This window comes from Hydrogenophaga sp., assembly GCF_030373245.1.
In the GTDB taxonomy this organism is placed as follows: Bacteria; Pseudomonadota; Gammaproteobacteria; order Burkholderiales; family Burkholderiaceae_C; genus Hydrogenophaga.
The window spans coordinates 927,184-950,595 of record NZ_JAUCZF010000001.1; the positions used below are offsets into that span (position 1 = coordinate 927,184).

The window sequence follows — 23,412 nt, forward strand, 5'->3', positions numbered from 1 at the left end:
GATTCCTCTATCCGTAAATATCGTATTCTAGGCCATGGTGCCCGAACCCGGGCACTGCGGTCAAGCCAGGAACCCACCGCACGCAACCGCGCTCCAAACGTTCACGCCCATGCCTGCAGCATCCCCAACCCGCTCCCCCGCCACGACCCGACGCACATCTGCCAGCGCCTCGTCAGGCAACACGGCAGACCACCACCGCGCGGGCATCCAGTCGGTCGAGGTCGGTTTTGAGCTGCTCGATGCGCTGGCCAGCGCGCCAGGCGCCCTGATGCTGCGCGACCTGGCCGCCGCTGCCCACATGAGTGCGGCCAAGGCCCACCGCTATCTGGTGAGCTTCCAGCGCATGGGCCTGGTGATGCAGGACCCGGTGAGCACGCGCTACGACCTGGGGCCAGCCGCGCTGCGCATCGGCCTGGCTGGCCTCGCCCGGGTGGACGCGGTGAAACTGGCCCGGGAACGTGTGCCCGCGCTGCTGGCGCAGACTGGCCACACGGTGGCGATTGCGGTGTGGGGCAACCAGGGTCCCACCATGGTGCACTGGGCCGAAGCGCCCCAGACCGTGCCGGTGACCCTGCGCCTGGGCGACGTGATGCCGCTGCTGAGTTCAGCCACCGGCCGCTGCTTCGCCGCGTTCATGGGTAAGGAGGGACGAGACGCTCAACGCCTCAACGCCATGGTGCGCGACGAACTCGCGCAGCTGAAGAAAATGCCGCGTCACGACCTGACCACCTCCGACCTGCCGCAAACCGTGCAGGCCGTGCAGGCCCTGCTGGACGATACCCGCCAACACGGGCTGGCACGCGTGGTGCACAGCCTGCTGCCGGGCGTCGGCGGTTTTTGCGCACCGGTGTTCGACGCCCAAGGCCACCTGGCCCTGGGCCTTGTGGTACTGGGCTCGGTGGCCACCCTGGACACCGCCTGGGGCAGCCCGCCCGCTCTCGCCTTGCTGCACTGCGCCAGACAGCTCAGTGCCGATCTGGGCCAGCCGATCCCGACGTGACACCCCGATCCACAACCGATCACACCGGCCGCAGCTGGCTGGCACTCACTGTCCTGAGCGGGGTGGTGCTGGGTGCGCATCTGCTCCTTCTCGCCGGCGGCATGCCCAGCTTCCAATCCGAATCACCCCGTTCAGCCAGGTCAGAGCCTGCCCACGAGATCGTCATGCAGACGATGGTCTTGCCAGCGGAGGCCCAAGCCAGCCCGCAGCGTCCGTCGGGCCTGAGCACGGTGCGCTGGCTGGCGCCGCCCTCTGAAACGCTGGCTCCCGTGGTCGAGACGCCGCCGCCTCCTTTGCCCACACCAGTCGTTTCTGAGCCCAGGGCAGCCGTTCCGCAACCTGTGGCTGCCCAGCCAGAACCTGAGCCCAAGACCCTGGAGAACCCGGAAACAGCGCAGATCGAGACCGCCGCTGCCATCCAAAGCAGAACACCAAGCGCCTACCTCGAACCGCTGGCACAGCCATCCGCCACGGTCGCGGCACTCAGCGACGTCGCCAGCCCGTTTGAGGCCGATGGGCGGCCGATCGACTTGCCCGCGCCCGACAATCCGGCCTCCACCGGTCTGGAAGAGAGCATTCAGCTGGCGGCGGCTGGCCCGTCACGGCCCGCCCCAGCGGACAACCGGCTGCCGCCTGCCCAGCCCCCGGCCAGTGCCCGGCTCGACTACGCCGTCACCGGCAAAGCGAAGGGCATCGAGTATTCCGCCAAGGGCCAACTTGACTGGTCGGCCAGCCCTGCAGCCTACACCGCCCGCATGGAAATTCGCGTCTTCCTGCTCGGCAGCCGGGTACAGACCAGCCAGGGCGCCCTGGTGGCCAGCGGCCTGCAGCCCGAGCGGTTCGCTGACAAGAGCCGCAGCGAACGTGCCGCCCATTTTGATCGGGCACAGGGGCGCGTGCGCTTCAGCAACAACGCACCCGACGCCGAATTGCTGCCCGGAGCGCAAGACCGTTTGAGTGTCTTTTTCCAGCTCGCCGGTCTGCTCAACGCCCGTCCAGAGGCCTATGCCCTGGGGCAGAGCGTGGCAGTGCCAGTGGCTGGAACCGGGGGGTCCGAGGTGTGGCGTTTCGAGGTGCAAGGCCTGGAATCGCTGAAGCTGCCAGCCGGCGAGCTGATTGCGCGCCACCTGGTGCGCGAACCGCGCCAGGCTTACGACAGCCGGGTCGACATCTGGCTGGCGCCAAGCCTGGGTCATCTGCCGGTGCGCATCCGAATCACGCAGGAAAACGGCGACGTGGTCGATCAACGCCTCAGCGCGTTGCCCTGAGGCTCGCCAAAGCAAAGAAACGTGCCAAAAATGGCACGCATCTTGAATCTTCTGCCCTGATGCCCATCTAAAAGGCAGCTTGGACTGCAGAGCAGTTCACTTTTGCCGATATAACGTTCATCAGGAACACAGGTTTCTGCCATTCAAGGACAGTTCAGTCATGCACATGCTCTACGACTCGGATGCCTTTGCCGTTGTCCACATCCTCGCCAACGCGCAAGTTGAAGGCGAAGCGCCGGTGGCACAAGGGCCGCAAATCCCGCGCCACGGCTTCGAGATTGTCGATAAACGCTCGGGCAAAGAGGTGTACCTCGACGGCTCATGGGCCGAGATGTTCCAGCTGCAAATCACCGCCTGGCAACAAAACACGCCTTCTCAGGAAGAAGTGGAAGACACGCTTGAAGGTTATGCTTCGCTGGCTCAGATGCCAGTGGTGATGCACTGAAGGCTCCCTTCGCGCCGCCTTCGGCCTCACTCCCCCCAGAGGCAACGCTGGCGACCCGGCGGAGCCGGATTCGCGGCGTTCCGGACCACTTCCCCTCTGAAAGAAAGCCTGGCGCCCGCCAGGCTTTTTTGTGGGCGCCTCAGTTTTTCGTTGCACGGATTCGCCAGCGGTAGAGTGGCTCCACCAGCACCAGCACCGCGACCAGGCGACAGACCTGAAACGCGGTCACCACCGGTACACCGAGCTGCAGCACCTTGGCGGTGATCGCCATCTCGGCGATGCCGCCGGGCGCCGTGCCCAGCACCAGCGTGGCCAGGTGCAGACCGGTCAGGCGGGCCATGCCCCAGCCAAATACTGCGCTCACCGCCATCATGAATCCGGTGGCCAGCGCCACCGAGATCAGCCAGCGCGGGGCGGTGTGCAGGAAAGCGGGCGTGAAGCGCACGCCCAGGCTCACACCAATGACGAGCTGCGCCGCAGCGGTGAGCCAGTCGGGCAGGGCCGACCAGGTCTGGCCCGAGAGAGTCAGCACCATGGCCACCACCAATGACCCGATGAACCAGGGATTCGCCCGATCCAGCCGAAGCATGACGGCCACACCCGCCAGTGTCGCCGCGGCGAGCGCCGCCAGGCCCAGCGGTCGCACCGTCTGCACACCCGCCAGGCTCAGGTCCAGCCCGTGCACGCCCCAGGCCTGCAAGGCAAACGGGATCGTCAAGGTGACGAGCAGCAGGCGCAGGCTGTGGGCAGCCGCCACCAGATCGGTGCGCGCGCCGTGGCGCTCCGAAATCAGCGTCATCTCGGACGCAGCACCGATGGCGCCAGCGAAAAACATGGTGCTGCCCACCTGGGCGGGCGCCAGGCCTGCAATGCGCCCCGCGTGCACGCGCTGCAACCAGGCGCCAAAGCCCACACCCAGCAGCAAGGCCCAGGCAATGGCCAACGCAATCGCCCACCACAGGCCTGCCACCAGCCGCCCCACCTCGGGCGTGAAATACAGTCCCAGCGCCGCTCCGATCACCCACTGGCCGGTGTTTCGGAGCGGCACCCAGCTCGCCACGGGTACGCCGGCCAGCGACAGGAGCGAGGTAACGACCAAGGGGCCGATCATCCAGGGCACGGGCGTGCCCAGCCAGACACACAGGCCGGCAGCAGCCAGCGCGAGCAGCAGGGTCAGCGCGATCCGGCGCCAGGCATCCGCAGTAGGCAAAGAAGTGAACCCGTCAGGTATGCGCAGCGCCATCACGCGAGCGCTGAATAACACCTAGTATCTTGCGATGAACTGTCGAACCGCTGTCGGGCGCTCTGTCGCCAGCATGACCCTTTGCATGGCAGCACTGGCCGGCTGCGCGGTGCCGGCCACGCCCAGATCCGTGACTGAAGAGGCGCGCCAGGCATTGCAGCAGCTCTTGCCCGCCACGCTCCTGCTGGTGGGCGAGCAGCACGACGCGCCCGAGCACCAGGCTTTGCAGGCCGAGCTGGTGCGCCAGCTGGCGGAGACCGGCCGGCTGGGCGCCCTGGTGCTGGAGATGGCAGACGCCGGCCAGACCACACAAGGCCTCTCCCCGGCGGCCAGCGAAAGCGCGGTGCAGGCGCGCCTGCGGTGGCAGCAGAATCCGCAGCAATGGGCCTGGTCGGCCTATGGGCCGAGCATCATGGTCGCGGTGCGCGGCGGCGTGCCGGTGCTGGGGGGCAACCTGCCGGCGTCGCAGGTGCGCAGCGCGATGCAGGACGATTCGCTGGACCAGCGCCTGGGCGAGCCGGCCCTGCGCCAGCAACGCGACAACATCCGGGAAGGCCACTGCGGTTTGCTGCCCGAGTCCCAGATCACACCCATGACCCGCGTGCAGATCGCGCGCGATCTGACGATGGCCCGCACCCTGTCCAATGCCGCGCACCCGCGCCGCGTGGCGGTGCTGATCGCCGGCAACCAGCACATGCGCCGCGACCTGGGCGTGCCGGTGCACTTGAGCAGCGGCCTGGAAACCCGCGTGCTGATGGCCGTGGCCGATGGCGATGCAGCAGCGCCCAACGCGGCTGACCGGATCTGGCGCAGCCCGCCGCGCGCACCGCGCGATTACTGTGCCGAGTTCAAGCAGCAGATGAAGCGCTGAAGCCGGCTGGCCATGCGCCAGGTCTTAGGCGTGCTTCTTGATCGAGTCGGCCAACACGCCGACCATTTGATCGATGTGCGAGGCCTCTACGATGAAGGGCGGGGCAAACACCAGGTTCTCGCCCGCGTTGCGCACGAGAACACCGCGGTGGTAACAGTCCATGAAAATGTCAAACACCCGCTTGCCGGGCATGCCCGGCACCGGCGCGAGCTCAACCGCCGCCGCCAGGCCCAGGCTTCGGATACCGATTACGTTGGGCAGGCCTTTGAGTGCGCTGTGCATGGCGTCACCCAGCACCCGGCCCATGTCGCCCGCGCGGGTGAAGAGCTGTTCCTGTTCGAAAAGATCCAGCGTGGCCAGCGCAGCGGCACAGGCCACCGGGTGGCCGGAATAGGTGTAACCGTGAAAAAACTCGATGGCATGACCCGGCGCGCTGCCATGGGCGCCCATCATGGCGTCGTAGATGCGGTCGGTGCAGATCACGCCGCCCAGCGGAACCACACCGTTGGTGACTGCCTTGGCGAAATTGAGCATGTCGGGTTGCACGCCGTAGAAATCTGACGCAAACGGCTGGCCCAGGCGACCGAAACCGGTGATGACTTCGTCGAAGATCAGCAGGATGCCGTGCTTGTCGCAAATCTCGCGCAGGCGCTTCAAATAGCCCTGAGGCGGGATGTACCAGCCCGCGCTGCCTGCCACCGGCTCGACGATCACCGCCGCCACGTTGCTCGGGTCGTGCAGCGGCAGGATGCGGTTTTCCAGTTCGAGCAGCAGGTCTTCGGTCCACAGCGGCTCGGCGTTGTGGATGTAGGCGTGGTTCACGGGGTCGTGGATGAAACGCAGGTGATCGACCCGGGGCAGCAGCGCCGTGCCGTAGACCTTGCGGTTAGCTGGAATGCCGCCCACGCTCATGCCGCCAAAACCCACGCCGTGATAACCACGCTCACGGCCGATGAACATGTTGCGGTGCCCCTCGCCGCGCGCACGGTGGTAGGCCAGCGCCACCTTGAGCGAGGTGTCGGCCGCCTCCGAGCCAGAGTTGCAGAACAGCACCTTGTTCAGGTCGCCCGGCGCCATGGCGGCAATCTTTTCGGCCGCGCGAAACGCCTGGTCGTTGCTCACATTGAAGGCGGTCGCATAGTCGAGTGTGTCGAGCTGCTTCTTGATCGCTTCGTTGATCGGCTTGCGGTTGTGGCCCGCGCCCACGCACCACAGGCTGGAGATGCCATCGATCACCTGGCGCCCGTCGTGGGTGGTGAAGTGCATGCCGTCGGCGGCGACAAAGATGCGCGGGTCGTCTTTGAAGCTGCGGTTGGGCGTGAAGGGCAACCACTGGTTGTCCATGCGAAGGTCGTTGTAGGCCATGCGGCGTCTCCTGGAGGGCTGACCCTCGATTTTGGCACTTCGTCGGATCTTGGGCAGGAGCCACTGCGCCCGCCTCGCGCCAGCCCACCTGCGACAATGCTCAGGCCATGAAAAACAGCTATGTCCTTACCTTGAGTTGCCCGGATCGCCCGGGCATCGTGCACGCCGTCTCGGGCTTTCTGCTGGAGCGCGGTGGCAACATCGAAGAAGCCGCCCAATTCAACGACCATGGCACTGGCCTGTTTTTTCTGCGAGTGCAGTTCACCTGCAGTCAGCTGACACCGGAAGATCTGCGCCTCCACCTGCAGCTGTTTGCCGAGCCCCTGGCCATGCAGTGGAGCCTGCACCCGCTGGCCCAGTCGATGCCCACCGTGATCTTCGTCAGCAAGGACGGCCACTGCCTGAACGATCTGATGTTCCGCTGGAAGAGCGGCCTGCTGCGGCTCGACATCCGCGCCATCGTCAGCAACCACCGCGACTTCTACCAGCTCGCGGCGGGCTACAACGTGCCGTTTCACCACATCCCGATCACCGCAACCAGCAAGGCGCAGGCCGAGGCACGGCAGCTCGAAGTGATTCGCAGCGAGGGCGCCGAGCTGGTGGTGCTGGCGCGCTACATGCAGATCCTGAGCGATGGCCTGTGCCGCGAGCTTGCGGGCAAGGCGATCAACATCCACCACAGCTTCCTGCCCAGTTTCAAGGGCGCCAAGCCCTACCACCAGGCGCATGATCGTGGTGTCAAGCTGATCGGTGCCACCGCGCACTACGTGACGACCGACCTCGACGAGGGCCCGATCATCGAGCAGGACGTGGCCCGCGTGGACCACACCGATGCCGTGGAGGACCTGACCGCCCTGGGTCGGGACACCGAGAGCCAGGTGCTGGCACGCGCTGTGAAGTGGCACAGCGAACACCGCGTGCTGCTCAACGGTCACAAGACAGTTGTATTCAAATGACCAGAACACCACCCGATGCGGCCCTGCAGGCTTTTGTCCACCACGGCTGGCGCACGTTTGCTTCGGGACGGTCATGTGCGGCGTGTCTGTCACACATCGCCTCGTTCTTTACCACTGAGGACTCCATGTGACGCTCCGCATCCCTCCCATTCAGTGCCTGCTGACCTTTGAAGCGCTGGCGCGGTTGCGCAGCGTCACGCAGACCAGCGAAGAGCTGTGTGTGACGCCGAGTGCTGTCAGCCACCGGATCAAACAGCTGGAGCAGATCCTCGGCACCAAATTGTTCGGCCGGGCGGATTTTTCGCTCACCACCGATGGCAGCGAGTATCTGGCTCATGTGCGCGAAGGCTTGGCCACACTGCAAAGGTTTCCCAGCAGCGATGCCGCACCAGGGCGCCGAAAACTGCGCGTGGCGGCTCCGCCGACCTTCGCCCGCACCATTCTGTTGCCCCGCCTGAAGCAGTTCAACGAGGCCTATCCCGAGATCGATCTCACACTGCAGGTGAGCATTCCGCTGCTCGATGTCGTGGCCGAAGACGCCGATCTCATGATCCGGTTCGGCACCGGGCGCTATGCCGATGTGGAGCACCTGTGCCTGATGAAGGACGAGGTGACACCCATGGCCTCACCCGGTTTCGCGCGCGAGCACGGGCCCTTCGAAGGGCCCGAAGACCTCGAAGGCGTGCCGCTGCTTCGCAGCCCGCTGGAGCCCTGGCGAACCTGGTTTGCCGCGCACGATCTGGACTGGCCCGAACCCGTCGACGGCTCGCAGTTCAACGACATGGGCCTGCTCAGCGACGGCGCCGCGTGTGACATGGGTGTGGCGCTGGTGCGCCTGAAGCTGGCCGCGCCCTGGCTGGAGAGCGGACGCCTGGTGCCGCTGTACAACCGCCACGTGCCCAGCCCTCATGCCCACTACCTGTGCTGGCGCACCGGCACCATGGAGCGCTGGGAATGCACCGCATTCTCGGACTGGCTCAAGAAGAGCCTGGGCTGAGGTCGTATCCTCCGCTGCGCCGCGGCGCGGGTGCCAGCACCCAGCCGCGGCGACGGATATCGACGCTCACTCGATGGTCAGGCGCTGGCCAGCCACGACTGCCTTCTTGGGCAGCGTGAGCTGCAACACGCCGTTTTCGCACTTGGCTTTGGCCGCGGCGTCGTCGATGTCGACCGGCATCTGGAAACTGCGCGAGACTGCGCCGTAGTAGCGCTCGCTGCGCAGCAACTTTTCGCCTTCACTCTGCCGATCCTCCTGCTTGATCTCGGCGCGCACGGTGACCACATTGCCTTCGACGGTCACCTGGATGTCTTCTTTCGGCACCCCAGGCACTTCCGCCAGCACGTTGAAGGCCGTGGGCGTTTCTTTCACGTCGACCTTGATCTGCGCAGGCAGCGGGTCGCCGTGCAAGGGCTTGACGTAAAAACCGGGGGTGACGTCCTTGAAAAAGTCGTCAAACAGACCGGAACGGGCAATCAGACTGTTCATGGCAATACTCCTTGGATGACGTGAAAGCGGGCGTGCGTGGCGCCCTGTTCAGAAACTGGAGGTGATGGCCCTGAATTTCAAGAGGTCTTTGTCGTGGCAAGTCGGTGCGCTCAAAGCTTGCTGCAAGTTTCTTCATGCAGCGCCGGGCCCATTGACCTACACTGTTTTGCCGGTCTGATGCCTTGCCCAGATCGATTCTGCCGACCGTCCGGACGCCCGCCATGAACGCACCCACCTCCGCCCTCCAGACCACCCAGCTCAGCCGCGTCACGCGGCAGGCCGAGGTGGTCTCTGCCCTGCAAGCCGAGCTGCCAGCACACGCCCTGCTGTGGCAATCGGAGGACACCGTACCTTACGAATGCGACGGACTGACCGCCTACCGCGAGCGCCCGCTGGTAGTGGCCTTGCCGGAAACGGAGGCCCAGGTGGCGGCCGTGCTGCGCACCTGTCACGCGATGTCGGTTCCGGTGGTCGCCCGCGGCGCCGGCACGGGTCTCTCCGGTGGAGCGATGCCTCACGCCATGGGCGTGACCTTGTCGCTGGCCAAGTTCAACCACATCGTGTCGATCGACCCGCGTTCGCGCACGGCGGTGGTGCAGGGCGGCGTGCGCAACCTGGCCATCTCCGAGGCTGCCGCGCCCCACGGCCTGTACTACGCGCCCGACCCGAGCAGCCAGATCGCCTGCACCATCGGCGGCAACGTAGCCGAGAACTCCGGTGGTGTGCACTGCCTGAAATACGGGCTGACGGTGCACAACGTGCTGCAGGTGCGCGGCTTCACCATTGAGGGCGAGCCCGTTACCTTCGGCGGCGGGGCGCTCGACACCCCCGGCCTGGACCTGCTGTCGCTGATCATCGGCAGCGAAGGCATGCTGGCCGTGACAACCGAGGTCACAGTCAAGCTGGTGCCCAAGCCGCAACTCGCGCGCTGCATCATGGCCAGCTTCGACGACATTCAAAAAGCCGGCGATGCAGTGGCTTCGGTCATCGCCGCCGGCATCATCCCGGCCGGCCTGGAAATGATGGACAAACCCATGACGGCCGCGGTGGAGGACTTCGTTCACGCCGGCTACGACCTGAATGCCGCTGCCATCCTGCTCTGCGAAAGTGACGGTACACCAGAGGAAGTCGAAGAAGAAATCGGCCGCATGAGTGAAGTGCTGCGACGCTGCGGCGCCACCGCGATCGCGGTGAGCAAGGACGAGGCCGAGCGCCTTCGCTTCTGGAGCGGGCGCAAGAACGCATTCCCGGCATCGGGCCGCATCAGTCCCGACTACATGTGCATGGACTCGACCATTCCGCGCAAGCGACTGGCCGACATTCTGATCGCCATCAGCGAGATGGAAAAAAAGTACCAGCTGCGCTGCGCCAACGTGTTCCACGCCGGCGACGGCAATCTGCACCCGCTCATCCTGTTCGACGCCAACGACCCCGACCAGCTGCACCGCTGTGAGCTGTTTGGTGCGGACATCCTGGAGACCAGCGTGGCCATGGGGGGTACCGTCACCGGCGAGCACGGCGTAGGCGTGGAAAAGCTCAACAGCATGTGCGTGCAGTTTTCAGCCTCGGAAAACGCGCTGATGTTTGGCGTGAAGCGGGCCTTTGATACCAAAGAGCTACTGAACCCGGGCAAGGTGATCCCGACCCTGCAACGTTGTGCTGAGTACGGCAAGATGCTGGTGCGCGGCGGCCGTTTGGCACACCCGGAACTGCCCCGCTTTTGAGGGTCATATTTCACGCGGATCTCTCGGGAGGCTGCGGTACAGTGGGGCACGATGAGTGCTTCTCACCCGCTTCGCGCCAGCTTGCGTGCTGTTCACCCGCCCGAGGTGGATGATTTCGCTCGCGAGCCTTCCTTGAGCAAGGAGCTGGAAGACCTGCGCGCCGAGAACGAGCATCTGCGCCGCGCGCTGGCCAGACAGCTCACACGATCACAGGACGCCGAAGCGGAAGCAGGTTTCGGCGGACTGCCGATCGAGTTCGATTTCGTCAAGAGTGCTGCCGAGCACGAGACCGCCAAATTGCAATACGACGGCCTGCTGGCCGCCCTGGGTAAGGTGTTTCCGATCGGTGTGTTTCACACCGATTCAGCAGGCCTGCTCACGCATGTGGACAACGAGCTGCAGCGCATCATGGGCTTGCCACGATCCGAATTTGCGAACTTCGGCTGGCTGAAGGCGGTGCATCCCGACGACCAGGCGATGGTTCAGCAGCGCTGGGCGGACTCGGTGTTGCTTGACGAGTCACAAAGCCTGGAGTTCCGTCTGCAGCGCGCCGACGGGTCGGTGGCCCATTTGCTGGTGCGGAACACGCCCATCCATGACCCGGTGGGTCGGCTCAGCGGTCAGATCGGATTCGTGCAGGACATCAGCGAATTGCGGGCACTCGAGGCCGACGCCAAGCTCAAAGAAGAGCTCAACCGCCAGATCATCGCCAACAGCCCGGATTGCACCAAGGTGCTCGACCTGCAAGGGCGCGTGCTGCAGATGACGGCAAAGGGTTGCCAGCTGGTAGAAGTTGACGATTTCGAGACCGTGCGTCACAGCGACTGGACGACCTGGTGGCCCGACGATGGCGCTCTGGAGGCGCGCGCGGCGCTCATGAAAGCGGCTTGTGGCGAAACGGCCCGCTTTGTCGCCTTCGGTCCGACCTTCAAAGGCACACCCAAGTGGTGGGACACTGCCATCTCCCCGATCCGCAAGGCAGACGGCCAGACGGTGATGTTGCTGGTGGTGTCACGCGACATCAGCGAGGGGCACCAGCAACAGGAACAGATTCGGTCGCTCAACGAAGGCCTGGAAGCCCGTGTGGAGCAGCGAACACATGAGTTGGCGCTGGCGAATCAGCGCATTCAAGAGACGCTCGAAGACGCTCAGGCCCTGTACAACCAGGCGCCCTGCGGCTACCACTCGGTGGACGCGAACGGCCTGTTAGTGCGCATCAACCAGACCGAACTTGACTGGCTAGGCTACCAGCGCGACGAGGTCATCGGGCGATTGCGTTTCCGTGATTTGGTCGTGCCCGACCAGGTCGAAATGATGAAACAGCGTCTGAGTCAACTCAAGCAGGGCAAAGCAGTCGACCAGATTGAGGTTCACATGCGCCGGCGTGACGGCGGCACCCTTGTAGCACTGCTCAGCAGCACCGCCGCGTTCGATGCGCAGGGTCGCCTCCTCCACACCAACGCCACGCTGGTGGACATCACCGCTCGCCAGCGCGCCGAAGCGGCGCTGTCCGAGCAACGCAGCTTCCTGCAGACCATCACCAACAGTGTGCCCGTGCAGCTGGCGTTTTTTGACAGCGGCCTGATCTGCCGTTTCGCCAACGCCAGCTACGGGCGCTGGCTCAACCAGGACCCGCAAAGCCTGATCGGTCTGCACCTGAGCCAGATCGCCCGGCCGGAGAACTACGCCAGTGCCCAGCCCCACCTCAAGGCGGCACTGGCCGGCGAAGTGCAGCGCTTCGAAGGAGCGCGCGCGTTCCCCGGCGGGCCGTCGTTTTATGCCAGCATCGAGTACACCCCGTATTGGCAGGACGGCGCGGTACAAGGCATCTTCATTCAGATGCTGGACATCAGCAGTCGCAAAGCCTCGGAAGACCAGGTATCACGGGCCAACCAGGCACTGGAATCGGCATTGGCGCAGGCTCAGTTGCTCTACAACCAGGCACCATGCGGTTACCACTCCGTTGACCTCAGTGGCGTATACGTGGCCATCAACGACACGGAACTGGCCTGGCTGGGCTACACGCGGGACGAAGTGGTCGGCAAACTGACTTACCAAGACCTCATGGTGCCGAAGAACGAAGAGATGCTGAAAGCCCGCCTGGAGCGACTGATAAGCCATGGCGTGGTCGAGCCAGCCGAGTACGAGATGCGCCGCCGGGACGGCAGCGTCTTCCCCGCGCTGGTCTCCTCGACCGCGGTGCGCGACGCGGATGGCAGGTATCTGCACAGCAACACCACGGTGGTGGACATCACCGAGCGGGTGTTGGCTGAAATGGCGCTTCGCACCAACCAGCGCTTCATCCAGGCCATCACCGACCATGTGCCCGGCGTGATCGCCTACCTCGACACCGAGCTCAGGTTCCGGTTCGCCAATGCCGAGCACCAGCGGATCTACGGCATAAACCCAGCCAAGATCGTGGGTCAGCATCTGCGCAACTGTGTGCCCGCCGAGGTTTGGCAAGACATCGCCTCCCGGATGCAGTCTGCTCTGCAGGGTGAGGTTCAGCAGTTTGAAGCCTGGCGCAAAACGGTGAATGGCGAGGCCATGTACATCAGTGCGAGCTATCTGCCGGATATGCACGAGGGCGAGGTCAAGGGTGTGTTTGTGCAGATCATTGACATCACCGAACGCAAGCGCATTGAGGAACGGGTAAGCCAGCTCAACACCGAGCTTGAGGCGCGGATCCAGGAGCGCTCGGCCGAGTTGCTCGAAAGCGAGCAACGCTTCAGGCTCATGGTCGACAACCTGCGCGAATACTCGATTTTTTTCCTCGATGCCGAGGGTCGCATTACCGACTGGACCGACAGCGCGCAGCGCATGGACGGCTTTTCGCCCTCGGAAATGCTGGGGCGACACTACGGTGCAATGCTTGAGATCGAGCACCCCGGTGATGGTCGCGATCAGGCCGAGAAGCTGCTGCGCCTGGCCGCTTCACGCGGCCAGCACGAAGTCAACAAATGGCATCAGCGCAAGGACGGGTCCAGCTACTGGGCCCATTCCCTGCTGATTGCGTTGCGCGATGACGACGGTGAGTTGCGCGGTTTTGCCAAGATCAACCGCGACATGAGCGACGCCAAGCGGCTGGACGACCTCATGCGAAACATCAACGAGGAGCTGGAAAACAGGGTTGCGGAGCGCACCGAACAGCTCCTGGCCGCCAACAAAGATTTGGAATCTTTTTCTTACTCGGTCTCGCACGATCTGCGCTCGCCTTTGCGCCACATTTCCAGCTTCGTCAGCCTGCTCCAGGAGCATTTGGGTGAAGCCAGCGACGAGGTCACCTCGCGCTACCTAGGCACCATCAGCAATTCGGCACGGCACATGAGCCAGTTGATCGATGGCCTGCTGGCGTTTTCGCGACTCGGTCGGGCGGCAGTCAACATCACGCCGGTGGACTTCAACCTGCTCGTGGGCACAGTGGTGGCGCAGCTGGCGCACGACACCGAAGGCCGGGTGGTGGACTGGGTGGTGGCATCCGATCTGCCAGTCGTTCAGGGCGATGCGCTGCTGCTGCGCGAGATCTGGGCCAACCTGCTGGGCAATGCCTACAAGTACAGCCGGCCGCGCGAGCGCGCTCGCATCGAGGTCGGCTGGAGCGTGGATCCTGCTGTGGGCTACACCTTCTTCGTGCGTGACAACGGCGTCGGTTTTGATACAAAATACTCACATAAGTTGTTTGGCGTGTTCCAGCGCCTGCACCGTGCAACCGAGTTTGAAGGAACCGGGATTGGTCTGGCGCTTGCGCGTCGGATCGTCGAACGGCACGGCGGCAGCATCTGGGCGGAAAGCCAACCGGGTGAGGGCAGTGTTTTCTACTTTTCGCTACCTTTTGAAAGTTTCCAATCCTCCGATTTTGTGCGTGAATCGGGGTATGGAGCGCTCACCTGATGAACAAGAACGCAGACACCATTCTCCTGGTTGAGGACAACCCCGACGACGCTGAGCTCACCCGTCTGGCGCTCGCTCGCCACGGTCTGGATGGCCGCGTGACCCATGTGTCCGATGGCATGCAGGCTCTGGACTATCTCTACCGCCGCGATGGTTTTGCCAACCGCGCCGGGGGCAATCCCACCCTGATCCTGCTCGATCTCAAGATGCCTCTGCTGGATGGCATCGGCGTGCTCAAGGAGATCAAAGGCTCAGACCAGCTGCACAACATTCCGGTGGTGGTACTGACCTCGTCCACAGAGCCCAGCGATCTGCTTCGCGCCTACGAAGCGGGTACCAATGCCTACATTGCCAAGCCAACCGAGTTCTCGCAGTTTTTGAGTGCGATGAAGCATGTGTGCGAGTTCTGGCTGAACATCAACCAGACCGCTCCGCAATCGCCCAGCGCAGCCACCAGAGTGTCGGGCTTCGGCGAGCTGAACTGAGCACAAAGACCCACCTCCAGCTCGTTCTCGGCGCGAGCCAGATCACCAGGGATCGATGAACCGGTCCCCGCGAACGGCCGCAAGCGGATTACATGAAGCCAGCCCCCGGGCCAGCCACTGGCGCGTTTCGGCAGGATCGATCACCGCATCAATCTCCAGCCCCTCGGCCATCGGGATGGCCGCACCGCGGGTGTATTGCTCAGCGACCAGCCGCTGAAACAGGGCATCGCGCTCCGCGCCTTCGGGCACGGCCGACAGCTCCTTTCGAAAACCAAGCCGCACTGCGCCTTCCAGTCCCATGGCGCCGAACTCGGCGGTGGGCCAGGCCACCGTGAACGCGGGCGCGTGAAAGCCGCCCGCGGTCATCCCCATGGCGCCCAAACCGTAGCCCTTGCGAAGCACCACCGCAAACATCGGTACGCGAAGGTGAGCCGCCACCACAAACAGCCGGCTCGCATGGCGCACCTGGGCTTTTGCCTCGATGTCGGGGCCGACCATGAAGCCCGGCGTGTCCACCAGGCTCACGAGCGGCAAACCATGCGCATCACACAGCTGCATGAAGCGCGCCGCCTTGTCGGCCGCGTCGGCGTCGATCGCACCACCCAGGTGCTGCGGGTTGTTGGCCAGCAGACCGATCGGGCGGCCCTCGATGCGCCCCAGTGCCGTGTGCACACCCAGACCAAATCCGGGGCGCAGCAGCAACAGACTGTCCTGATCCACCAAGCCTCGCACGGCGGTCAGGCTGTCATAGGCTCTGAGCCGGTTTTCCGGCACCACATCGCGCAAGAACAAGGCATCGGGCGCGAGCCAGTCGCGCAAGGCGCCCTGAAACATCGCCAGATAGCGGCGTGCGAACGCGACTGCCTGCGCTTCGTTATCGACCAGCACGTCGATCACGCCGCTGGCATGCTGGCTGTCGCTGGGGCCAATCTCTTCTGGCTTGAAGACGCCCAGACCACCACCCTCCACCATGGCGGGGCCGCCCATGCCGATCTGGCTGTTGCGGGTCGCGATCACCACATCGCTGCATCCGAGCAGAGCGGCGTTGCCGGCAAAACAGCGCCCGCTCACGATGCCCACCAGCGGAACCCGCCCCGACAGGCGCGCGTAGGCGGCGAAGGTGCCGATGTGCAGACCGGCAACCACCGGCATGTCGGTGTCACCGGGTCGGCCGCCACCGCCTTCGGCGAACAGCACCACCGGCAGCTGCTGCGCCAGCGCAATACCCAGCAGGCGGTCGGTCTTGGCATGGTTGCGCGCACCCTGTGTGCCTGCGAGCACGGTGGCGTCGTAAGCCATCACCACGGCTCGGGACCGATCCCGCTCCCCGGGCGCCACTGGAAACCAACTCCGATTGATGGAGCCGATGCCAGCCACCAGGCCGTCCGCCGGGGTGTTTTCGATCAGGTCTTGCTCACTGCGCCGGCTGCGCTGCGCCGCGACCGCGAGCGCGCCGTACTCCAGGAAACTGCCGTCGTCACACAGGTCGGCGATATTCTCGCGGGCCATGCGCTGGCCGCGGGCATGACGCTGGACCACCGCCTCGGGCCTGGCCTCATCCAGGGTGTAGGCGTGTCGTGCGCGCACGCGCGCCAGATCAGCACGGACTTGGCCCGAAGGGGATGTTGCCGATCCCGTGGACAGGGGGTTGTGAGCAGCGGGCGGTTGGCTGGTGGCATCATTTTCCAGGTCAGCCAACGGCTCACCCACCTGCACCAGCGCACCGGCCTCAACCCGCTGCGAAAGCAAACGGCCACTGAAGGGCGCTGGCACTTCGTGCTCCATCTTCATGGCTTCGAGGAGCAGCAGCGGCGTGCCTTCGAGCACCCATTCGCCGGGCGCCACCAGCCACTGCACCACCTGGGCTTGCATGGGCGACAACAAGGATTTCATGGCCCCATTCTGGGGCGGCGCCGGCAAGCGCTGGGGTCAAGCGGGCGACAGCGGGCGTGCCGCTCGCTTCAGGGCATCAGTACAGGTCGGAGTCGGCCCATTGGGATGATGGACCTGTGTCTTCGGTGGTCACTGGTGCGTTGAGGTTGAGCACGAACACCACCTCGCCGCCAAAACGGCCCACGCCCAGCGTCTTCATCAGCTGCTGCTCCTGCTCTGGACGCTCCATGCGCAAAAAGCAGATCGCCTGTTTGGTGCCTTCGTGCATGGCCGTGAGAATGTCCAGCCGCGTGATGCGACCGAACTCGCTGCACAGTTGGTGCAACGCAGACTTCAGGCTGGCGACATCGCCATGTCGCCTCAATTCCGCCAATGCGCTCACTTCTTTGCTACTCCCGAGAGTGTCGCCATGCGTCGGTCTGACCCGGCTTGGCTTGATTGTGGAAGGAGATTGTGTTGTCCTTCTTACAATGGTAGGACAGATGCAACACAAAAACACATATTTGTTACAAATTGCGTCCGAATTGGCGACGCACATCCCTCTGATGAGGGGAATGTCACACCTGAACCTCCGCAATAGGCCCGATCCGGAAGGCCACTGGTTATGCTGACTTGAACCCTTGACTGGAAGTCACCCCCATGCACCCGTCACCCGACGCCTCATTGCCTGCCGAGACGGCGTTGTCTGGTGCAATTTCTGCGCCAGGACATGACGCCAATCCCCTGGGTCGTGCAGCAGCCTTGGCCGCCCAGCTGACCGCCTCGCCCGGCGCGCTGGTGATGGAGCAACGCGGCACCACATGGACGCCGCTGGGCTGGAGTGGCCTGTCGAACGAAGAGGCGAGCACTATGGCCCAGGCCCTGGCACGCCACTGGGCAGAAGATGCAGCACCCAAATCTGGTGAAGTGCAGATGATCTCCGCCGATAGGCATCATGGGTTCGCGCCAAGCGACCATGCGGGCAACGTGCACGCCATGGGACTGGCTGATGCAGCCGATCTGGCGCCAGCGGCCCTGATCTGGATCGCGCCCGACCCCGCTGCTGTCCCCGAAACGGCTACAACCGCGGTGCACATCCTGACCGACCTGATCAACGATCAACGCCGTCTGCTGCGCAGCGTCGCCATTCAGACGACGGGCACCACACCGGGGCATCACCTTGCCGACACCGCTGCTGCCGAGACACTGAGCCGCCTGAGCTTGACGGAACGCACCGCGGGCGTGGGCAGCTGGTCCATCGACGTGGTCACCCACCACATGCACTATTCGGCCGAGTGCGCCAACATCCTGGGGCTGCACGAACTCGACACCGCTTGCGATCTGGATCTCATGGTGTCGCGCTACGCACCCGAGTGGCGCAGCGGCATCCGTCAGCGGCTGGAGCGTTGCGCCGTCCTGGGCGAAGGCTTTGATGAAGAGATCCAGGTCGTGCTGCCGACCCATGGATTCAAGTGGGTGCGCACGGTCGGCGAGGCGGTGCCCGATGCCCGGGGACAGGTCGTGCGCATCCAGGGCGCGGTACAGGACATTTCGGCCCAGAAGCAGGCGCAGGAGGAGACGCTGCGCCTGGCGATGCGACTCACCACCACGCTGGCCAGCATCACGGAGGCCTTTGTGACTCTGGACCGGCAATGCTGTTTCACTTACTTGAATCAGGAAAGCGAGCGGCTGCTGCAAAAATCCACCGCCGATTTGCTGGGTCAACCGGTCTGGCAGGACTTTGCGGGGCCGCAGGCTGAGCGGCTGCGCGAGCAGCTCACGCGTGCCCTGACCACCAACCGGCGGGTGGAGCTGGAAGAGCATTTCCCGCAGCTGGGCAAATGGCTGGAGGTGCGGGCCTATCCGTTTGCCGAGGGTCTCGCCGTCTATTTCCGCGACGTGACCGATCGCCGCCGCTCGCAGGAGCAGCTCATGCTGCTGGAGACCAGCGTGGCTCAGCTCAACGACATCGTGGTCATCGTCGAGACCGGCGCCACCACCGATCAGGAGGCTCGCATCGTTTTTGCCAACAACGCCTTCGAGGAGCAAACTGGGTACGCACGCGACGAGGTCATGGGGCAGACGCCGAGGCTGCTGCTCGGGCTTGACCCGGCCGTTGGCAAGTTGCGCGAGATGGCTGCGGCACTGCAGCGAACCCGAAAGGCGCGCGCCGAGCTCGAGGTGCGGCGCAAGAACCAGACCTCGTTCTGGGTCGAGCTGGAAGTGGTGACGGTACAAGCCGACGCACAGGCCGTGACGCACTGGGTGGCGGTGGGCCGCGACATCACCCAGCGCAAGACCGCCGAAGACATGATCCGGCACCTCGCGCTCTACGACCCACTGACCGATCTACCCAACCGCCAGCTGCTCATGGAGCGGCTTCAAAAAGCGCTGTTTCAGAGTGCCCGATCCGGGCAGCACGGGGCGCTGATGTTCATCGACCTGGACAACTTCAAGATCATCAACGACACGCTGGGCCACCACGTCGGGGACCAGCTGCTCAAACTGGTGGCCATCCGACTGACCCAAAGCGTGCGCAAGACCGACACGGTGGCGCGTCTCGGTGGAGACGAGTTCGTGGTGATGGTCGATGACCTGAGCACCGACGCCGAAGCGGCGGCCCGCAAGGCGCAGACCCTGGCAGACAAGGTGCTGTCCATGCTGCGCGAGCCGTTCCAGATCGCAGGTCACCAGCACTACGCCACCCCCAGCATCGGCGTGACCGCCTTCATTGGCCAGCGCGACGATGTGGGCGAGTTGCTCAAGCAGGCCGATCTCGCCATGTACCAGGCCAAATCACTGGGACGCAACAACGTGTGCTTCTTCGATCCCGTGCTGCAGTCGCGCATGGGCGCCGACGCCGCCATCAGCTCTGATCTGCGCGTGGCCTTGCGCGAGCAACAGTTTGTCTTGTACTACCAGCCCCAGGTGGACCGCCGGGGCGTGATCATCGGCGTGGAGGCGCTGGTGCGCTGGCAGCACCCCACCCAAGGCCTGGTCTTGCCAGCCGAGTTCATTCCGGTGGCCGAGGACTCCGGAATGATCTTGCCGCTGGGCCAATGGGTGCTGGAGACCGCGTGTGCCCAGCTCGCGGCTTGGGCCGACTGGCCCCAGACTGCAGGCTTGAGCGTGGCGGTGAACGTAAGCGTGCACCAGTTCCGTCACCCCGACTTTGTTGACATGGTGATGGCCGCCATCCGTGACACCGGGGTATCGCCGCATCGGCTCAAGCTCGAACTCACCGAAAGCCTGCTGGCCGATCGCATGGAGGTGACGATCGAGAAGATGGGCATGCTCAAGGCGCTTGGCGTGACCCTGTCGCTGGACGACTTCGGCGTCGGCTATTCGTCGCTGTCCGTACTCAAGCGCCTGCCGCTTGACCAGCTCAAGATCGACAAGGGTTTTGTGGCCGACGTGCTGACCGACCCCAACGATGCGGCGATCTCACGCGCCATCATCGCGCTGGCCCAGAGCCTGAGCCTGCAGGTGGTGGCCGAAGGTGTGGAAACCATGGAGCAACGGGAATTTCTTGCCTATCAGGGTTGCGACCAGTTCCAGGGTTACTTGTTCGCCCCGCCGTTGCCCATCAAGACGCTGGATGCGCACCTGCGCAATCCTTCGTCGGGCATGATGGTGTTGGTGTAGGCCCACCCCCGTCGCTTCGCTCCGCCCCTCAAGGGGCAACGCTGGTCGACCGGCGAAGCCGGATCGGCGGCGTTCTGCGTTTGGGTCACGCGCGCCGGGTTGCTTTTCGCGGCGCGCCGACCCGCATCAACCCAATGACGTGAACAGCGCCACGTTGCCGCCGGCCGCGGTGGTGTTGATGCTGACGGTCTGCTCGGAGCAAAAGCGCATCAGGTAGTGTGGGCCGCCCGCTTTGGGGCCGGTGCCGGACAAACCTTCGCCTCCAAACGGCTGCACGCCGACCACCGCGCCGATCATGTTGCGATTCACGTAGACGTTCCCTACGCGCGCGGCCGCTGCCAGTTGCCGTGCGCGGCTGTCGATGCGGGTCTGGATACCGAGTGTCAGACCGTAGCCCAGTGAGTTGATCTGCTGCATCACCGCCATCGGGTCGCCGCCCCAGCGCACGACCTGCAGCACTGGACCAAAGATTTCCTGCTTCACCGAGGAAATCGACGCTACCTCGAACATCTGCGGCGGGATCAGGTTGGGCAGATCGTTGGTTTTTGCCGGCGGCAACAATGCCTTGGCTTCTCTGTGCAGGCGCTGCACATGCCCGTTGACTCCAGCGAATGCTTCGGCGTCGATCACCGGCCCGAGGTCGGTGGCAAATTCGCTCGTCGTGCCGGCTTGCAACTCCTGGGCCGCGCCCTCGATCATCTCGATCACGCCATCGGCAATGCCTTCGTGCACGCACAGCAAACGCAATGCCGAGCAGCGCTGGCCCGCGCTGCGGAAGGCGCTCTGCATCACCGCGTCGACCACCTGTTCGGGCAAGGCAGTGCTGTCGACCAGCATGGCATTGATGCCGCCAGTCTCTGCAATCAGGGGGACAATGGCGCCGTCTTTGGCCGCCAGCGCACGCTGGATGATCTTGGCCACCTGGGTCGAGCCGGTGAACACCACCCCGGCAATGTCTGGCTGGGCCACCAGGGCCGCGCCCACGGTTTCCCCTGAGCCATGCAACAACTGCAGCGCATCGGCCGGTACGCCGCACTGGTGCAGCAGCTGCACCGCTGCCCAGGCTACCCCTGGCGTCTGCTCGGCGGGCTTGGCCAGCACAGTGTTGCCCGTGGCGAGGGCCGCACTCACCTGGCCCAAGAAAATCGCGAGCGGAAAATTCCAGGGGCTGATGCAGACCCAGGTGCCGCGCCCTTCGAGCCGCAGCGTGTTGCTCTCGCCAGTGGGGCCAGGCAGCTCCGAGGGTGTCTGTAGGCGCTGCGCCTCCAGCGCGTAGTAGCGCAGAAAGTCGACCGCCTCGCGCACCTCGGACACCGCGTCACCCCAGGTCTTGTGCGCCTCTTTCACCAGCAGTGCACAGAAGTACGGCAACTGCGACTGCAAGGCGTCGGCGGCTTTTTGCAGGATCTGGGCTCGCTCACCCACCGCCCGGTGGTTCCAGGCCTCAAACGCCATTTGTGATCGCGCGCAAGCCGCTTGCACAGCCTGGGCGCTGGCCTCGGGTACGGTTGGCACGCCCGCGCCGGCCAACGCGGCGATCAGCGGCGCGCGGTGCGCCACCACGGCCAGGTCAAGGCCGATGCTGTTGGGCCGCGCGGCGCCGAACAGCTGGGCTGGCATCGGCAGCACCTGGCGCGTGTCGAGTCGCAACGGCGAGACCAGCAGTTCGTCCATGCCAACCGATTCGTCGGCCAGCTGGTTCACAAACGAGGAGTTTGCGCCGTTCTCCAGCAGGCGGCGCACCAGGTAGGCAAGCAGATCGCGGTGCGCGCCCACCGGGGCATACACGCGGCAGCTCACCCCCGGGTTCTTGAGTACCTCGCGAAAGATACCTTCGCCCATGCCATGCAGACGCTGCAACTCGAATGGCGCATTTTTCGCGCTGGACAGCTGAAGAATGGCGGCAATCGTGCCCGCGTTGTGCGTGGCGAACTGCGGAAAAATGGCATCAGGCGCCGCCAGCAGCGCCTGAGCGCAGGCGAGGTAACTCACATCGGTATGGTGCTTGTGCGTGAACACCGGATAGCCCTCCAGGCCCAATTCCTGCGCCCGCTTGATTTCAGCGTCCCAATAAGCGCCCTTGACCAAGCGACACATGAACCTCAGCTGATAGCGATGCGCCAGCTCGGCCACGTGCTCGATGAGCTCGACGGCGCGGGTCTGGTACGACTGCAGCGCCAGGCCCAGGCCAATCCACTGCGGGCAATGTTGGGCCACCAGCTGGGCGATTTCCTCGAAGACGTCGAGCGAAAGCTCCAGCCGGTCCACCTCTTCGGCGTCGATCGTGAGGTTGAGGTTGGCCGCGGCGGCGGCCGAGCACAGACTCCAGACCCGCGGCACCAGCTCTTCCATCACGCGAGCGTGTTGCAGGTCCTCATAGCGCGGATGCAGGGCGCTGAGCTTGATGGAGATGCCGTCGTTCTGCATCGGTGAGCGCTTGGGATCGGCCGTGCGCGCGATAGCGGCGATGGCGCTCTGGTAGCTCGCGAGGTAGCGGCGCGCGTCGGCGTCGGTACGAGCGCCTTCGCCCAGCATGTCAAAGCTGAAACTCAGCCGGCTCTGCCGCTTGCGCGCCGACGTCGCTTCCTTCATACCCTCCTCAATCGTCTGGCCCAGCACAAACTGCCGGCCCAGCAACTGCACCGCGCGCAGGGTCGCCGCCACCACGGTGCGTGCGCCGAGCTTGGTCATCAGTCCGGACTCACCACTGGATTCGGGCAAAAACTTCTTGGACATGGCAATCGCCGAAGACGACAGGCGCGCCAGCGCCGAATCGGCGACACCTTCAAAGTCGGCACGCCCCAGCTGGTCAGCGGTGAGCGCGATGGCGGTTTCGGCATCAGGCACACGCAGCAAAGCTTCGGCCAGGCGCATCAGCGCCAGGCCTTCGGCGCTGGAGATCGGGTACTCCTTAAGCAGGCTTTCCATGGCCCAGAACGGCGGCGGGTTTTCGCGCACGGCGCGCACCCAGGGTGAGGCCACCCCGGCCGCGGCCGCCCAGTCCAGCGCGCCTTCGAGCGCGGCAAGGCGCTGCTGGACCACGCCCGGCTCCGGACGGTAGGGGTGAGGCAGACGATCGGTCTGGCGCAGGGACATGGTGAACTCCAAAACGGCGAGGTGTGCAGATGCCGCATGATGCGGCGTCTTAGGCGGAATTTTTC

At 64.6% G+C, this 23,412-nt stretch carries 16 protein-coding genes; 10 read left to right on the top strand and 6 right to left on the bottom strand.

Translation table 11 applies throughout. The annotated features are described in order from the left end of the window. Positions 1–109 precede the first annotated feature (109 nt). The 3 genes from QUV25_RS04435 to QUV25_RS04445 all read left to right on the top strand — a co-directional run bounded on the left by QUV25_RS04435 (position 110) and on the right by QUV25_RS04445 (position 2,713). Positions 110–1,000, top strand: coding sequence for an IclR family transcriptional regulator (locus QUV25_RS04435; protein WP_300861604.1), 891 nt, complete (start codon positions 110–112; stop codon positions 998–1,000). A gap of 164 nt (positions 1,001–1,164) precedes the next feature. Then, positions 1,165–2,268, top strand: a complete 1,104-nt coding sequence (locus QUV25_RS04440) for a DUF3108 domain-containing protein (RefSeq protein ID WP_300861606.1) — start codon at positions 1,165–1,167, stop codon at positions 2,266–2,268. Between the two features lie 160 nt (positions 2,269–2,428). Then, positions 2,429–2,713: a DUF3567 domain-containing protein gene (locus QUV25_RS04445; protein ID WP_300861608.1), complete on the top strand. Its 285-nt coding sequence runs from the start codon at positions 2,429–2,431 to the stop codon at positions 2,711–2,713. A gap of 139 nt (positions 2,714–2,852) precedes the next feature. Here the strand turns inward: QUV25_RS04445 and QUV25_RS04450 are convergent, their stop codons facing one another. After that, the gene (locus tag QUV25_RS04450) at positions 2,853–3,956 is read right to left on the bottom strand and encodes an AbrB family transcriptional regulator (protein WP_300862034.1); all 1,104 of its coding nucleotides are present in this window, start codon (positions 3,954–3,956) and stop codon (positions 2,853–2,855) included. Positions 3,957–4,041: 85 nt separating this feature from the next. Between QUV25_RS04450 and QUV25_RS04455 the strand changes: the two genes are divergently transcribed. Beyond that, complete coding sequence (locus QUV25_RS04455; protein WP_300861609.1) at positions 4,042–4,827, top strand: ChaN family lipoprotein; 786 nt, start codon at positions 4,042–4,044, stop codon at positions 4,825–4,827. A gap of 24 nt (positions 4,828–4,851) precedes the next feature. On the opposite strand, the gene QUV25_RS04460 is transcribed toward QUV25_RS04455, so the two are convergent. Then, on the bottom strand, positions 4,852–6,192 hold the full coding sequence (locus QUV25_RS04460; protein ID WP_300861611.1) for an aminotransferase class III-fold pyridoxal phosphate-dependent enzyme: 1,341 nt from the start codon (positions 6,190–6,192) through the stop codon (positions 4,852–4,854). Positions 6,193–6,299: 107 nt separating this feature from the next. Between QUV25_RS04460 and purU the strand changes: the two genes are divergently transcribed. Both purU and QUV25_RS04470 read left to right on the top strand, forming a co-directional pair. Further along, the gene (purU, locus tag QUV25_RS04465) at positions 6,300–7,148 is read left to right on the top strand and encodes a formyltetrahydrofolate deformylase (protein WP_300861612.1); all 849 of its coding nucleotides are present in this window, start codon (positions 6,300–6,302) and stop codon (positions 7,146–7,148) included. 127 nt (positions 7,149–7,275) lie between these two features. Then, positions 7,276–8,145, top strand: a complete 870-nt coding sequence (locus QUV25_RS04470) for a LysR substrate-binding domain-containing protein (protein ID WP_300861613.1) — start codon at positions 7,276–7,278, stop codon at positions 8,143–8,145. Positions 8,146–8,211: 66 nt separating this feature from the next. Here the strand turns inward: QUV25_RS04470 and QUV25_RS04475 are convergent, their stop codons facing one another. Then, positions 8,212–8,634 carry an Hsp20/alpha crystallin family protein gene (locus tag QUV25_RS04475; RefSeq protein ID WP_300861615.1) on the bottom strand — a complete coding sequence of 141 codons (423 nt, stop codon included), beginning with the start codon at positions 8,632–8,634 and terminating at the stop codon, positions 8,212–8,214. 221 nt (positions 8,635–8,855) lie between these two features. Here QUV25_RS04475 and QUV25_RS04480 point away from each other — a divergent pair, with 221 nt between their 5' ends. From QUV25_RS04480 to QUV25_RS04490, 3 genes are read left to right on the top strand one after another with little or no spacing between them, the layout of a single operon-like run. Beyond that, positions 8,856–10,358, top strand: a complete 1,503-nt coding sequence (locus QUV25_RS04480) for an FAD-linked oxidase C-terminal domain-containing protein (RefSeq protein WP_300861616.1) — start codon at positions 8,856–8,858, stop codon at positions 10,356–10,358. 51 nt (positions 10,359–10,409) lie between these two features. Continuing rightward, positions 10,410–14,249, top strand: coding sequence for a PAS domain S-box protein (locus QUV25_RS04485; protein WP_300861617.1), 3,840 nt, complete (start codon positions 10,410–10,412; stop codon positions 14,247–14,249). Beyond that, positions 14,249–14,734, top strand: a complete 486-nt coding sequence (locus QUV25_RS04490) for a response regulator (RefSeq protein ID WP_300861619.1) — start codon at positions 14,249–14,251, stop codon at positions 14,732–14,734. Before QUV25_RS04485 ends, QUV25_RS04490 begins: the two co-directional genes overlap by 1 nt. 42 nt (positions 14,735–14,776) lie before the next feature. On the opposite strand, the gene QUV25_RS04495 is transcribed toward QUV25_RS04490, so the two are convergent. Then, the gene (locus tag QUV25_RS04495; protein WP_366945637.1) at positions 14,777–16,618 is read right to left on the bottom strand and encodes a carboxyl transferase domain-containing protein; all 1,842 of its coding nucleotides are present in this window, start codon (positions 16,616–16,618) and stop codon (positions 14,777–14,779) included. Positions 16,619–16,703: 85 nt separating this feature from the next. After that, complete coding sequence (locus tag QUV25_RS04500) at positions 16,704–16,952, bottom strand: RNA-binding protein (RefSeq protein WP_300861623.1); 249 nt, start codon at positions 16,950–16,952, stop codon at positions 16,704–16,706. Between the two features lie 314 nt (positions 16,953–17,266). Between QUV25_RS04500 and QUV25_RS04505 the strand changes: the two genes are divergently transcribed. Then, positions 17,267–20,251, top strand: coding sequence for an EAL domain-containing protein (locus tag QUV25_RS04505; protein ID WP_300861625.1), 2,985 nt, complete (start codon positions 17,267–17,269; stop codon positions 20,249–20,251). 126 nt (positions 20,252–20,377) lie between these two features. On the opposite strand, the gene QUV25_RS04510 is transcribed toward QUV25_RS04505, so the two are convergent. Beyond that, positions 20,378–23,347, bottom strand: a complete 2,970-nt coding sequence (locus tag QUV25_RS04510) for an L-glutamate gamma-semialdehyde dehydrogenase (protein ID WP_300861627.1) — start codon at positions 23,345–23,347, stop codon at positions 20,378–20,380. Between the last annotated feature and the right edge of the window lie 65 nt (positions 23,348–23,412).

Excerpts from the sequence above, each read along its gene's own strand:
- QUV25_RS04435 (WP_300861604.1), top strand. The coding sequence starts at position 110 with ATGCCTGCAGCATCCCCAACCCGCTCCCCCGCCACGACCCGACGCACA.
- QUV25_RS04440 (WP_300861606.1), top strand. The coding sequence starts at position 1,165 with ATGCAGACGATGGTCTTGCCAGCGGAGGCCCAAGCCAGCCCGCAGCGT.
- QUV25_RS04445 (WP_300861608.1), top strand. The coding sequence starts at position 2,429 with ATGCACATGCTCTACGACTCGGATGCCTTTGCCGTTGTCCACATCCTC.
- QUV25_RS04450 (WP_300862034.1), bottom strand. The coding sequence starts at position 3,956 with ATGGCGCTGCGCATACCTGACGGGTTCACTTCTTTGCCTACTGCGGAT.
- QUV25_RS04455 (WP_300861609.1), top strand. The coding sequence starts at position 4,042 with ATGGCAGCACTGGCCGGCTGCGCGGTGCCGGCCACGCCCAGATCCGTG.
- QUV25_RS04460 (WP_300861611.1), bottom strand. The coding sequence starts at position 6,192 with ATGGCCTACAACGACCTTCGCATGGACAACCAGTGGTTGCCCTTCACG.
- purU (WP_300861612.1), top strand. The coding sequence starts at position 6,300 with ATGAAAAACAGCTATGTCCTTACCTTGAGTTGCCCGGATCGCCCGGGC.
- QUV25_RS04475 (WP_300861615.1), bottom strand. The coding sequence starts at position 8,634 with ATGAACAGTCTGATTGCCCGTTCCGGTCTGTTTGACGACTTTTTCAAG.
- QUV25_RS04480 (WP_300861616.1), top strand. The coding sequence starts at position 8,856 with ATGAACGCACCCACCTCCGCCCTCCAGACCACCCAGCTCAGCCGCGTC.
- QUV25_RS04485 (WP_300861617.1), top strand. The coding sequence starts at position 10,410 with ATGAGTGCTTCTCACCCGCTTCGCGCCAGCTTGCGTGCTGTTCACCCG.
- QUV25_RS04490 (WP_300861619.1), top strand. The coding sequence starts at position 14,249 with ATGAACAAGAACGCAGACACCATTCTCCTGGTTGAGGACAACCCCGAC.
- QUV25_RS04505 (WP_300861625.1), top strand. The coding sequence starts at position 17,267 with ATGCACCCGTCACCCGACGCCTCATTGCCTGCCGAGACGGCGTTGTCT.
- QUV25_RS04510 (WP_300861627.1), bottom strand. The coding sequence starts at position 23,347 with ATGTCCCTGCGCCAGACCGATCGTCTGCCTCACCCCTACCGTCCGGAG.